Origin of the sequence: Streptomyces sp. CLV115 (assembly GCF_038448545.1) — a bacterium.
GTDB lineage: Bacteria > Actinomycetota > Actinomycetes > Streptomycetales > Streptomycetaceae > Streptomyces > Streptomyces sanglieri.
Map to the genome: position 1 here is coordinate 14785 of NZ_JBCEWQ010000123.1, position 12317 is coordinate 27101.

Annotated in this window: 12 protein-coding genes and 1 pseudogene; 5 read left to right on the forward strand and 8 right to left on the reverse strand. The window is 69.6% G+C overall.

Features of this window, described 5'->3' with window-relative positions; genetic code table 11:
• Positions 1 to 119 precede the first annotated feature (119 nt).
• The 6 genes from AADR41_RS31100 to AADR41_RS31125 all read right to left on the reverse strand — a co-directional run bounded on the left by AADR41_RS31100 (position 120) and on the right by AADR41_RS31125 (position 7087).
• Complete coding sequence (locus AADR41_RS31100; RefSeq protein WP_342284907.1) at positions 120 to 983, reverse strand: DUF3592 domain-containing protein; 864 nt, start codon at positions 981 to 983, stop codon at positions 120 to 122.
• Positions 984 to 1062: 79 nt separating this feature from the next.
• Complete coding sequence (locus AADR41_RS31105) at positions 1063 to 2157, reverse strand: hypothetical protein (RefSeq protein ID WP_342284908.1); 1095 nt, start codon at positions 2155 to 2157, stop codon at positions 1063 to 1065.
• Between the two features lie 770 nt (positions 2158 to 2927).
• Positions 2928 to 4208 carry a glycosyltransferase family 39 protein gene (locus AADR41_RS31110; protein ID WP_342284910.1) on the reverse strand — a complete coding sequence of 427 codons (1281 nt, stop codon included), beginning with the start codon at positions 4206 to 4208 and terminating at the stop codon, positions 2928 to 2930.
• A complete protein-coding gene (locus AADR41_RS31115; protein ID WP_342284923.1) occupies positions 4205 to 5332 on the reverse strand; it encodes a bifunctional glycosyltransferase family 2/GtrA family protein in 1128 nt (375 codons plus the stop codon). Before AADR41_RS31115 ends, AADR41_RS31110 begins: the two co-directional genes overlap by 4 nt.
• Positions 5333 to 6037: 705 nt before the next feature.
• Entirely contained in the window at positions 6038 to 6544 is a 507-nt protein-coding gene (locus AADR41_RS31120; RefSeq protein ID WP_342284912.1) for a SigE family RNA polymerase sigma factor, read from the reverse strand.
• A gap of 366 nt (positions 6545 to 6910) precedes the next feature.
• Positions 6911 to 7087, reverse strand: a complete 177-nt coding sequence (locus tag AADR41_RS31125; RefSeq protein ID WP_342284913.1) for a DUF6225 family protein — start codon at positions 7085 to 7087, stop codon at positions 6911 to 6913.
• Positions 7088 to 7312: 225 nt separating this feature from the next.
• Between AADR41_RS31125 and AADR41_RS31130 the strand changes: the two genes are divergently transcribed.
• Positions 7313 to 7978 (forward strand): DUF4232 domain-containing protein, encoded by a 666-nt coding sequence (locus tag AADR41_RS31130; RefSeq protein WP_342284914.1) that lies wholly within the window; start codon positions 7313 to 7315, stop codon positions 7976 to 7978.
• A gap of 428 nt (positions 7979 to 8406) precedes the next feature.
• Here AADR41_RS31130 and AADR41_RS31135 read toward each other — a convergent pair whose 3' ends face one another.
• Positions 8407 to 8529 carry a hypothetical protein gene (locus tag AADR41_RS31135; RefSeq protein WP_342284915.1) on the reverse strand — a complete coding sequence of 41 codons (123 nt, stop codon included), beginning with the start codon at positions 8527 to 8529 and terminating at the stop codon, positions 8407 to 8409.
• Between the two features lie 420 nt (positions 8530 to 8949).
• On the opposite strand from AADR41_RS31135, the gene AADR41_RS31140 reads away from it, so the two are divergent.
• A protein-coding gene (locus tag AADR41_RS31140) for an IS5 family transposase (RefSeq protein WP_446751135.1) occupies positions 8950 to 9824 on the forward strand; the annotation gives its coding sequence in 2 pieces (ribosomal slippage) (positions 8950 to 9316 and positions 9316 to 9824; 876 coding nt in all).
• 21 nt (positions 9825 to 9845) lie between these two features.
• Here AADR41_RS31140 and AADR41_RS31145 read toward each other — a convergent pair.
• Entirely contained in the window at positions 9846 to 10811 is a 966-nt protein-coding gene (locus tag AADR41_RS31145) for an NAD(P)-dependent alcohol dehydrogenase (RefSeq protein WP_342284917.1), read from the reverse strand.
• 108 nt (positions 10812 to 10919) lie between these two features.
• On the opposite strand from AADR41_RS31145, the gene AADR41_RS31150 reads away from it, so the two are divergent.
• The 3 genes and pseudogenes from AADR41_RS31150 to AADR41_RS31160 all read left to right on the forward strand — a co-directional run.
• On the forward strand, positions 10920 to 11600 hold the full coding sequence (locus tag AADR41_RS31150; RefSeq protein WP_342284918.1) for a TetR/AcrR family transcriptional regulator: 681 nt from the start codon (positions 10920 to 10922) through the stop codon (positions 11598 to 11600).
• 156 nt (positions 11601 to 11756) lie between these two features.
• Entirely contained in the window at positions 11757 to 12014 is a 258-nt protein-coding gene (locus tag AADR41_RS31155) for a hypothetical protein (RefSeq protein ID WP_342284919.1), read from the forward strand.
• A gap of 108 nt (positions 12015 to 12122) precedes the next feature.
• Positions 12123 to 12317: pseudogene (locus tag AADR41_RS31160) on the forward strand (hypothetical protein); the annotation flags it as partial.

Here is a 12317-nt window from a genome sequence, read left to right on the forward strand (position 1 = left end):
GACCACCTGTACGTGAAGTCTGCGGCGGTCACCCGGCGCCGTGCTCGGCGTGAAGGGGGCCGACCTCGGCTTTGCCCGGCCGGGGTGGGGTGCCGATCACGGCAGCCCCGGCTCCCGCTTCACAGCGCGACCACCCCCATCACGGCTGCCGTCGCCACGATCAGAACGCCCACGACGTTGACGGCCATGTCCCGCTTCCAGGAACGCCGTTCGGCCTCGACGTCCAGGACGAAGTTCGCCGGGTCGTCGGGGGCGTAGTGGATCGTGACGTCCAGACCCCGTGCCCCGGCGGGGTCCGGCAGCCTGGACTCGCAGTAGGCCGTGACGGCTCTGCCGTCGAGGGTGGTGAAGCTGAGGACCGGAACCAGGTGCGTGGAGATGTGGCCGTCATCGGAGTCGACGGTGACGCTCTTGAGCACGGCGACGACACGGCCGGGTACGGCGGCCATGGCGGCCAGCGCGTCTATTCGGCGGTTCCTGTCACGGACGTTCCCGGGCAGGTGGTAGACGCCGGAGAGGGCCCAGGGCCCGCAGAAGCCGAGCAGTGCCCACGGCCAGCCCCGGTCGATCGCGGCGACGGTGACCAGGCCGGCGTAGACGAGGAAGAGCGCGAACGTCGGCCAGCCGAGTCCGCGCCCGCCTTCGGAGAGGTGGTTGGCGAACCGGAAGGCGTGGGGTCTTCCACGCGGGTAGTGGACGCCGATCTCGCGGCCCGTCCAGGCCACGCTGATCCTCTCACCGCGCTCACCGTCGTTGGTGACGGTGAACTCCTGCCCGGTGGCCGGGTCCTGGAAGGAGACGACCACTGCTATCCCGTCGTTCGGGGAGCTTCCGTGCCGGGGCTCGTCCACCCGCTCGATCCGCCCCTTCGCCCGGACCGTCCGCTGGGCCCGGGTCATCCCGGCCAGCGACCTCCCGTATCCGACCAGCGCCACCGCGCCGAACACGCCACACCACGGCACCAGATATACGTGCCAGCCCATCCGTCTTTCCTCCTGCCACTTCGGGGACGGCCACCGGGCAACACCCCTTGCCGTCCGGAACAGTGCGGTACCGGGGCCCTCACTTTGCGGCCGCGCGCCGCACCACCTTGCCCTGACCGTTCGCCTCCAGTGACGCCGTGCCCTCTGCCCCGGTCACAACGACCCTGATGATCAGGGATCCGGTGAGACGGTCGGCGGTGATCTGCCAGGTCCGCGGGGAGTGGGCGCCGAGGGTGGCCGTGGCCTTCTCGACCAGGGCGGGGAAACGGTCGTAGGGCAGCGCACGCAGGGCGAACCCCGGACTTTGCGTTCCGGCAGGCGAGAACACGACCGACAGCAGGCGCTCCTGCACGACGACGGTGAGCGCCTGGTGTGTGTCCCGACCGCTGGTGATCGAGTCGAGGGCCCGGTCCAGCTCGCCCTTGTCGAGAAACGACCGGCCCGGGCCCAGGGCGACCGTTCCGGACACCGACGACACAACCGTGGTCGACGACGTGGAGGAAACGGACGGTCGCACGGCCGAGGGCGGCTTCGCGGTGGCATCCCGGTCAAAGAGGTCCGCGCGGAAGAGCAGGACCACGGCGGCCGCGCCGAGCAGCAGGCCAAGGATCACAACGAAGCCGAAGGCACAGCCCTCCGGGGGCGCGGCCACTACGGCCGTCCCAGGCACCGAATCCAGGCGGGACGAGGCCGCCCGGTCCTCCCACTCCGGCGTCGGCCGCTTGACGATGCGCACCCGCCATGGCTGGTCCGGCGGGTACTGGACCACCACAACACCGCGCGGGCGGTAGTCGGGCAGGTCCACGAGGTTGATGTCCTGCGTGATGGCCACCCTGTACGCAGGCCCGTCGTCCGGTGCGACGGTGAGCTCGAACTGCACCGGGATGTCGCTCGACTCGCCCTTGACGGCCTCCAGACACTCGATCATCGCGAGCGCTGTGCGGGGCACGACCGCCGCCTCCCGGGCCCGCCTCGGCATTCCGGCGAGGAAGAACAGCAGTCCGTAGACCACGGGCAGAGCCAACCCTGTGGCGAACAGCGGCCCGTTCTTGACGATTCCGCCCACGACGAGCGCGGCGAGCGATGTCCCGACCACGCCACCGGTCAGCAACCCCCGTGCGAGTGCGAGGGGCGTGTTGTGCGTGGGCGGCGTCGCACCCGTGTCGATCGTCATACGGGCGATTGTGCTGGGCTCAGGTGACGGCCGGTAGATCCCGGCATCATCTTCCGGCAGGCCATGGCGGGACCGTTCTCCTCGGCCAGGTCCGAGGAACAGGAACCGATGACGACCCGGCGATGCGGGTGGTTCCACAGGAACCACAGGGCCCAGCGGCTCGCGCGGCGAAACCAGCCGCGCCGGGGCGCATGGACCAACTGAGGTCGCAGGAATGAGCAGTGGCTCCGCGGGGCGCCCCGCAGGTTCCTGCTGATTCAGGATTCTGCTGTACCTGACAGCAGGGAATCGAGTGCGTGACCTGCTTCCATGAATGGGCAGGCCCGCCAGTTCAAGTTGGCCTTGGACAGCTTCTTCTGGAGCTGGCGGGCACTCGACGATCACACGCAGAAGGGTGATGCATCGTGCTCAAATACCGTACCCCTGATTCCGGGCCAGGACATCGTGGTCTGTGCGGGTGGCGGGTGGTCCTGGCGGCGATCTCGGCGTGCGCGAACGTGGCCCGCTTGGTTCGCGAACTCCTGTAGTCGGCACCGCGCTTCGGCTCGTCCGGCCAGGTGGCGTTCCTGGTCGGAAAGCGTGGCCCCGAACTTGCGGGATCCCGCCCCTCCCGCAGCGCGCGGGAGGGGCGGTTTCGTACGGCCGGGGCAGCTGCCGTCACGGCGGCGGAGGCGTTTGTGTCGCGCGGCATTACGGTGGGCCGGCCTCAGGCTTGGGTGCCTCGCGGTGGGCAGGGACGTGGTCGTCGGGCCCCCTGCCAGGGGCATCGGTTACGGGACGCCGAGCTCGAAGAGGGCGTAGCCCGCGTACGAGCCGGAAGCCAGGGCCGCGATGCCGAGGAGTGTGAACTGGTGGGTCGGGCTGAGGCGGCGCAAGGCGAGGGCGAGGGGGAGGAAGAGCGGGAAGAGGGGGAGCAGATAGCGGGAGACGTTGCCGAAAATCTGCTGGCTGCCCAGGACGAGGGCGAGAGTGAGCACGGTGTAGACCAGCAGGATGGCTGGGGGACGAAGCCGGATCAGCAGTGGGAGCAGCGCGAGCGCGAGCAGGACGACGCCGATGCCGATCAGGTCCGCGAAGGGCCAGGCGAAGAGATAGTCGGAGTGGCCCACCGGGACGGATGTGAGGACGTCGAGGGTGTGTCGGCCATAGTCCCACTCGTGGGCCCAGGCACCGGACTGAAGTCTGAAGTAGCCGCTGTAGTCGCCCATTTGGTGACCCACCCAGCCGAGATAGGAGAGGAGGCCGAGCGGGGCGACGGCCATCGCGGTCACCGGACGCAGGATGCCGTCCTGGCGGCGGTGGAGCGCGAGCAGGGCCGCGAAGCCGACGGCGGCGATCAGTGCCACGGCGGTGGGCCGGTTGAGCCCTGCCACGCAGGTGAGGAGACCGGCGGTGAGCCAGCGACGGCTCAGAACGGCATGGCAGGCCCAGACGGCCAGGGCCACGTAGAGGGAGTCGGAGTAGACCGCCCACTCCAGGCCGGAGCCTGGCCAGACGGCCCAGAGGCCGGCCGCGGCCAGTCCGGCTCGTCTGCCGCCGAGGCGTTCGGTGATGGCGTAGATGCCCAGGGCGGCGGTCAAGGAGGCGACGATGGAGACGAGCAGGCCGGCGCCGTACGGGCCGAGGCCGGTGAGCTCGGAGACGAGCCGCATCAGCGCCGGGTAGAGCGGGAAGAACGCCGCTGAGTTCCCTTCGAGGGTGATCGGGCCGGTGGCGCCGGGGATCGGGACCAGCCGAGGGTCGTACCCGTGCACGGCGATCTGCTGGTACCACCAGCCGTCCCAGCTGGCCAGGACGTCCCACGGTTGGGCGCCGCCGCCGAAGCGCGGGTTCTTCGTGCGGTAGTCCCCGGCGGAGTGCAGCAGCCACATGAAGGCGGCGAAGCCGATGAGTTTGAGCGTGCCGTAGACGGCCAGCACGGGGCCGTAGTGCTCGGCTGTGTGGCGCAGCCGGCTCCGAAGATCGGGGCCCGTACCGGCGGGCTCATCACACAGCCTCGCGTTCCAGCTCTGTGTGCCGGTCTCGGTCGCACGGGCAGCGGTCCTGATCATATGCGGAACACCCGCGCTCGGGAGAGCAGGAACCGCAGCAGCGTCGCGGCCAGGCCGGCGGTGAGGAGTACGGCGAGTTCGGCAGCCTGCCCGGCCGAGGGCATCGCGTGGTGCAGGACGGCGAGCGATCCGCTGGTGATCGCGAGGCAGATCAGGAGAACGAACAGGCCCCCGCACCCGTGGCGCAGCACACCGCCGCGGTTGAGGAGCCCGAAGGCGAGCCGCCTGTTCACGGCCGTGTTGGACATGGCACAGATCAGCAACGCGAGGGCGTTGGCGGCCTGGGAACCGACCATCGGGCGCAGCATTGTGTAGAGGAGCAGGTACACGAGAGTGCCCACTGCTCCCACGGCGGTGAAACGCAGGAGTTGAGCGGTGAGCCCGCCCGGAACGGCGGCGCCGTCGCGGAGCGCCCGGGTCGGCGGTAGCGTGCCCCGCGCCAGCGCCCCGCTGATCCTGGCGATGCCGCGCAGGTCGGCCAGCGCCGTGGCGAGGATGTCGACCCGGGTGTCGGGATCGTCCACCCAGTCGACCGGCACCTCGTGGATGCGTAGCCCGGCGCGCTCGGCGATCACCAGGAGTTCAGTGTCGAAGAACCACTCCGAGTCCTTTATGAGGGGCAGTAGTCGCTCGGCCACATCGCGCCGCACCGCCTTGAATCCGCACTGCGCGTCGGAGAAACCTACGGCGAGGACGGAGCGCAGGAGGGCGTTGTAGCAACGAGAGGTGATCTCTCGTTTGGGGCCGCGCACCACCCGGGAACCGGGGGCCAGTCGGGTGCCTATGGCTATGTCGGAGTGGCCGGAGAGCAGCGGGGCCACGAGCGGCAGCAACGCCGTCAGTTCCGTGGACAGGTCCACGTCCATGTACGCGAGTATGGGGGCCGGCGACAGCGACCAGGCGGTACGCAGCGCGCGGCCGCGACCCTTCTCGGCCAGCCGGAGCCACTGCGCTTCAGGTAGTTCGTCTGCCAGCCGGGCGGCGATCTGCGGGGTGCTGTCCGTGCTGGCGTTGTCGGCGATGGTGATACGGAACGAGTAGGGGAAGGTCTCGCACAGGTGAGTGTGGAGCCGCCGCACGCTCGGCTCCAAATCTCTTTCCTCGTTGAACACGGGGATGACCATGTCCAGGACGGGCTCCGGGTGGTGTGTCACCACCGATGAGCGGTGCGGCAGTTGACTCAGGTCCTTCAAGGCGAGCGAACCTTGTTTTCTCACGTTCTATCCTTTTTATGACTTGGCGCAGGGCAGGCCGAAGACACTCGGGGCGACGGTGGGTTGTGGCGTTGCGGCGTACGGGGTGACGGCGTTATGGGGCGACAAGCGAGGACGAGGTGGGCAACGGCTGTTCTTGTACGGTCGCCGTACCCGAAGGCGGGGCCGAGGTCGAGGGCGGCGACGCGCCCTCCGTGCTTCCCGGCGGGTTCTCGGTGGCCGTGGCCGTGCTCCCGGCCGCGGCCGGCGGCGCGCTTGTGGCGGTCCCGCCCGGGGGCGCGGGGACGGTGGAGGCTCCCGAGGAGGAAGGTGCGCTCGGGGACGCGTCGGGCATCGCGGGCGGGGCGGAGGTTGGCAGGCTCGTCGTGGGCTGTGGGCCAGGGTGGCTGGGCTCGACCCGGGTCGCATGACCGGGCAGCAGGGACAGCCCGACACTGAGGCCGACGACGGCCAGAACGGAGCCGACCACCCTGCGCGCGGCGCGTCTCCGATGGCTGACACGCACCCCTTCCCAGAGGCGTTCCCGGTGCTTCGGCTCGAACGGTGCGGGCGCCGCCTCGCTGTCACGCATCATCTGTGCCAGCTGCCGTTCGAAGTGATCCATGGGGTTCTCCTTCACCGCACCGGCTCGCTCACATTGCCCAGGATCTGCCTCAGCCGAGCCACACCGCGTGCGGCATGGGACCGAGCCGTGCCCACCGGGCACCCGAGCACCTCCGCCACCTGCCCCTCGGGCAGATCCTGGTAATAGCGCAGCACCACCGCCACCCGCTGCTTCGGCGACAACTGGGCCAGCGCGGCCTCCAGTCGGGAACGCTCCGCCACGTCCGCCGACACATCGCCGACAACAGCCGACTCGGGGAGCTGTTCGACGGGGCGTTCACCCCACCAACGCCGCTGTCCCGAGCGTGCCGCCGCACGCATCATCACCTTGCGGACGTACGGCTCCGGTGCTTCGTCCGCGACCTTGGGCCAGGCGAACCAGAGCTTGACCAAGGACTCCTGCAACAAGTCCTCGGCCCGGTGCAGATCGCCTCCGACGAGCAGACGGGCCAAGTGGACCAGCACCGACCATCGGGCAGCCACGAACTCGTCGAACGCACGGGCTCGACTCTGCTCCATCCGCACTGTCCCTGTTCTCGTCGGTCGCCTACACCTTGTAGAAGGCACTGGCAGGGGGCCCACGATGCACCCGGAGAACATGATCTGGGTCACAGCAGATATCGACGACGAGCTCTTCGGCCACAGGGGCCGTATCTCCGGCTGGGGGACGGCCCGGTCGTCCACGAAGCGGTGTCGGCAGCGGCTGCCGAGCACGCAGGTACCGGTGTTGCTCCGCCGCTGGCCCCACCTGACCCGTACCCGGAGCGAGCCGCCGCTGCGGCCTCCGGTTCATTCCGGACGGTCGTACGTGCCCGGTTCCCAGTCGGCGAACAGCGTCAATGCCTCCGCTGTCCCGGTACGTTCCGACACTGGCGAGGTGGGCGGTCACTGGTTCTCCACCTGATGCGCGTCCACAAGGACGAAGTCGCGGCATCCCTCGAAGTCGCCGAGTTCGCCTGCCACGCAGATCTGGACGGGCGCGTCATCGGTCAGGCTCTTGAGCGCGTCGCGAAGGTGCGCGGCATTCCAGACCCGCGGGGCGTGCTCGAAGACATCGGGCATGGGCACTCTGTGCCGGACCGAACCGCGCTGCCGGCGAGGACACGGCTGCGCCCCGGGCCGCAGGGCGAAATCGGGCCGGGCCGGCGACCGTACGGTGACGCTTTGCGCACCGCGGGGTCGATACGCCTGTGACGCAACGAAGACGTAGTGGAGGACCGCCTGTGACTCGGTGCGAGATACAAATACTTCCGACCACATGCACCGCGCCACTCCTGGGGGAACACCATGAAGTACACCCGCATCACTGCTCTCGCCGCCATCGGCGTCGCCGCCACCCTCTCGCTCACCGCCTGCAACGGCGACAACTCCGAGAAGAATTCGTCCTCCAAGAGCTCCCTGTCCTCGTCTTCTTCCTCCTCGGACGGCGGCTCGAAGCCGGAGGGCGGCTCGGGCTCCGGCGACTCGGAGGCCGGCAACGCGAAGTCGGGTTCCAGTGACGACACCGGGGCGGAGGCAGCCGCGAACGGCGCGGCCACCGGCGGCAAGGTCACGTTCTGCAAGACGCAAGACCTGGCCATCGACGCCACGGACGCCGCGCCCGACAAGGACTCCGGCAGGATCGACATCACCATGGTCAACCGGGGTTCGACCACCTGCTCGGCAACGGGCTTCGCGGGCGTCGACATCAAGGACGCCGACAACACCTCGAACCCCATCGAGCGCGGCCACGCCCAGCCGCGTGTCACTACCCTGAAGCCCGGCGACGCCGCTGTCTTCAACCTCGCCTACGACATCGACAACACCGGCGACAGCCTCGCGTCCCCGACCAACATCCTGGTGACGCCCCCGAACGAGACCCACACCGTTACCCTGAAGTGGCCGGCAGGCGCGGGGGAGATCGAGGGCGCCTACACAGACGTCGAGGTCTACCCCACGCACACGACCGACTAGGAGTTGCCCGGTCGATCATTGATGGCGTGCGTCCGGCTGCTGCTTGAGGCGCCTGTGACGGCGGTCTGAAGTCGATTGCCGACGGTCTGCTGCTGCGCGACCATCCTCGGACGGGTACGGATGAGGGTCGGAAGTCGATGCGGGTTGTGCAGACGTGTTCTGCCTACCCGCCGCCATGGGATGCCTGGACGGCAGACGGCCAGTACTTGTATCTCCGATACCGGCATGGCGTGGGCTGCGTCGAGTGGCATTCCGGCCCTGACGGCGATGCCGATACGGCAGACTCTTGGAACGAGGACCTCTCGGGGCTCCTGGTGGAATGGACCGATGGCACCGGCAGCGGTGTTGTCAGCCTTGAGGACTTCCTTGCGGCAGCGGGCTTGGTGCCGGCGCCGGATGCCTCGGTGAGATGACGTCGTGCCATGCGCTCAGGTGCGGAGCCGGATGACGAGGGTGGCCGCGGTGACGGTGCCGAGGAACACGTATCCGCGCTTGTCGCAACGGGTCGCGACAGCAGGGGAGTTCTTCAGCTCGTTGATGGCCCTCTCCAAAGGGTTGCGCTTCTTGTGTCGTTCCTTGTCGAAGCCTTGGGGAATCCGCCTCGCGATCCTTTGCGCAGGCGGGCGGCCTGGCTGTCGGCCTTCTGCGGGATCGTTTGTCGGATGCCGCGCCGCCGCAGTACTGACGGCAAGGACCGTTGCTGCAGGCCTTGTCGGCAGCGAAGCTGTCGGGCTTCCTGCGGGGGCCGCCCACTCCGCGGCAGGGTATCCGGATCTTCTCCGGCACCGGCGCGAATTGGGTACAGTCGGCCCGCTGCCTCGGCGTGACCGCCGCAGCCTGGCTACGGGCAGCCGCAGGTGCCGCAACCTGGTACGCCCGGGGCCGGGAAACCCATACGTCCAGCCAGGCCCGCCGTACGGCGGCTAGGGCCTGTTGCGAAAGTGGATCTTGGTCGTGGATGATCACGCCCTGTGGGGCGTGGTGATCTGACGAATGGACAGTGGGCCCGGCTTGAGCCGTTGTTGCCGCAGGGCATCAAGCCGGGCCGTCCGCCGGTGTGGACGCGACGGCAGCTGATAGACGGCATCCGGTGGCGGACCCGTACCGGCGCTCCCTGGCGTGATGTGCCGGAACGCTACGGGCCCTGGGAACGGGTCTACGACCTGTTCCGGCGCTGGCATCGCGATGGCACCTGGGCCAGGATCGTCACTCAGCTCCAAGCTCAGGCGGACGCGAAGGGCCTGATCACCTGGGACGTGAATATCGACTCCACCGTCTGCCGGGCCCACCAGCACGCCGCCGGGGCCTCGAAAAAGGGGATCTGCAAAAGGAACCGCCCGGCGGCATTGCCGTTGAGCCGGCCGACCATGCTCTCGGACGTTCCCGAGGCGGCCTGACCACCAAGATCCACCTTGCCGTCGAGCAGGGGCAGAAGCCGCTGAGCGTCGTGATCACAGCCGGCCAGCGGGGTGACTCGCCGCAATTCGAGCCGGTCCTGGAAGCCATCCGGGTACCCCGCCTTGGTCCGGGCAGGCCCCGCAGGCGGCCGGACCGGGTGCGGGCCGACAAAGCGTACGACTCCCGCCGCAACCGGGCCTACCTGCGCAGACGCGGGATCAAGGCGACCATCCCGGTCCCCGCCGACCGCGTCCGCAACCGCCAGAAACTCGGTGCCCGAGGCGGTCGGCCGCCGAAGTTCGACAAAACCGACTACAGCGAGCGGCATGTCGTCGAGTGCGGGATCAACCGCCTCAAGCGCCACCGGGCCGTGGCCACGAGATACGACAAGCTCGCCGTCCGCTACGAGGCGACCGTGTTGGTCGCAGTCCTCAACGAGTGGCTGTGACCAGCACCTTTCCAACAAACCCTAGTCGACCCTGACCACGTACTTGCCCTGCACCCCGCCCGCCTCCAGCGCCCGGTGTGCGGCCGCTGTCTCTTCCAGCGGGAAGACCGTGTCCACCGCCGGCCGCAGCTTCCCCTCTGTCACCTGGCGGGCGAGGTCGTCGAAGAGCGCACGTTCGGGGTTGCCGCTGAAGAAGCGCACCCGGCCGCGTCCGTGGACGGCGCTGGCCGCGATGTAGCCCAGCGAGGCGGCGGGCCGCGTCAGGTCGAAGGCGATGGTGACCATGCGTCCGCCCGGCTTCAGCATCCGCCGTACGGTACGCAGGTCAGTGCCCGCCGTGTCGAGGACCACGTCGAACAGCCCCAGTTCCGCAGGGGACACGGCCCGGTGGTCGACGGCGTGGTGGGCACCGAGCGTACGGACGAAGTCGAGGTTGGCAGCGCGGGCCAGGGCCGTGACCTCGGCACCGTACGCCTGTCCCAGCTGGACGGCGGCGTTGCCGACGCCGCCCGCCGCGCCCCGTACAAGCAGCCGTTCGCCGGGGCGCAGTGCGGCCTTGTCGCGGAGGGCCGTGACGGCCGTGGTGGCCACCGGCAGCGCGGCAGCGGCTACGAGGTCCAGTCCGTCCGGGACCCGGCCGAGCCGCTCGGGCCGTACCGTCACGTACTCGGCGGCGCTGCCGAATCCGGAGCTGCGGCCCAGGACGCCCCACACCTGGTCGCCGACCGCTACGCCGGTCGCGCCGGTGCCGAGTGCGGCGATCTCGCCAGTGAAGTCCAGCCCGATGCGCTGCGGGAACTTCCGGCCGGTGATGAGGCGGGCCCGACCGGAACGGGCCGCCAGTTCGCCGCCGTTCACGCTGAACGCGCGCACGCGCACGAGGACCTCGCCGGGTGCCGGTCCGGGACGTGGCACCCGGCCCACATACAGCACCTCGGGGCCGCCGAAGCGGTCGAACAGTACGGCTTTCATCGTGCGGTCGTCCATCGTTGCGTTCTCACCTTCGCCACCAGTGGCCGTGCGGGGGATCGTGGCGCCGAGCGTAGGCTGGCAAGCGGACGAGATCGTCCATTTGACCGGAGGTGAGAGACAGCGGTGGGGGAATCCTCTCGGATCGCGGGGCAGGACAGTCTGCGGGCGGACGCCCGGCGCAACCGGCGACGCATCCTTTCGGCTGCCCGCGTGGTCTTCGCCGAGCACGGCATCGACGCGCCCATGGCGACCGTGGCCCGGCGGGCGGGGGTCGGCGTGGCGACGCTGTACCGGCGTTTCCCGACGCGGGACGCACTGGTGCGGGCCGCGTTCGCGCACCAGATGGACACCTGCGCTCGGGCGCTCACCGAGGCGCTGGCCGACCCCGATCCGTGGCAGGGCTTCCAGCGACTGGTCGAGACGGTCTGCGAACTACAACGGGAGGAACGGGGCTTCCCGGCCGCGTTCGTCGCGGCCTTTCCGGACAGCACGCGAGAACACGCGCGGGTACGGGAACAGGCCGAGCGGGACTTCATCACCCTGGTCCGCAGGGCTCAGGCGGCGGGCGTGCTGCGGGCCGACTTCCACCCCTCCGACTTTGCCGTGGCCCTGTTGTCCCACTGCGGTCTGGTCACCGCATTGCCGGATGACCGTGCCGCGTCCCGGCGTCTGGTGGCGTACTTGCTCCAGTCGTTCCGCGCCGAGGCGGCCCACGGAGCGCTGCCAGCGCCGAGCGCACTGTCGCTGCGCAGTCTTCCGCTCGCGGCCCACGGCTCCCAGGGACAGCGGTCCTTCGGAGCCTGATACGAAGCGGCGCCAGCCGCGTGGCCGCCCTTCGGGTGACCGCGCCACTTTCGCAACAGGCCCTAGCCGCCGCCGCCCGGTCCCTTCCCCGGCGGACCGGGGCAGGCACCGCGGCCGGGTAAACGGCAGACCGGGCTCATCGTGACGGCCGCTGCAGTGGCTCTCGTCGTAGTGGCCGGCGGGTTGTGGTTCGCGGTTGGCCGGGGTGACGACACCGAGTCGCCCGCGGTCGGTGCCGACCCGAGCGTCTCGGCACCCAGCGCGAGCCCGAGCGACAATTTCCCGATCGTCCAGCCACCACCCGAGGAGTCGGAGACCCCCGACAATCCACTCGTCCCCGAGCCCACCGGGACCGGCCTCCAGGCCGTGTGGAAGGTGCCCGACTCCACAATGCCGGCGATCGGTGACGCGTAGCTCGACGAGCCTGCCCGGATCAACGCGATCCTCAGCGACGGGTCCGGGTTCGAATGCAAGGGGCGTTGGCGGGAGGATGGGAGCGGTGACTTCCTGGAGGTCGTGCTGTTGTGTCAGCAGGACGGCGTCCGGGTCGCAAACAAGGACCGGGCCGGCAATCTCAGCCAGAACGGCGACACCCTGACAGTCAAGTGGAACAAGGGTGCCACCGGCTACCGCATCACCCGAGCCGGTTCGCCCGCACGGCGGGCTGTGCAAAGCCGGCACCCGAATGCGACCGGCCCCACCACTGCCCCCCACCAC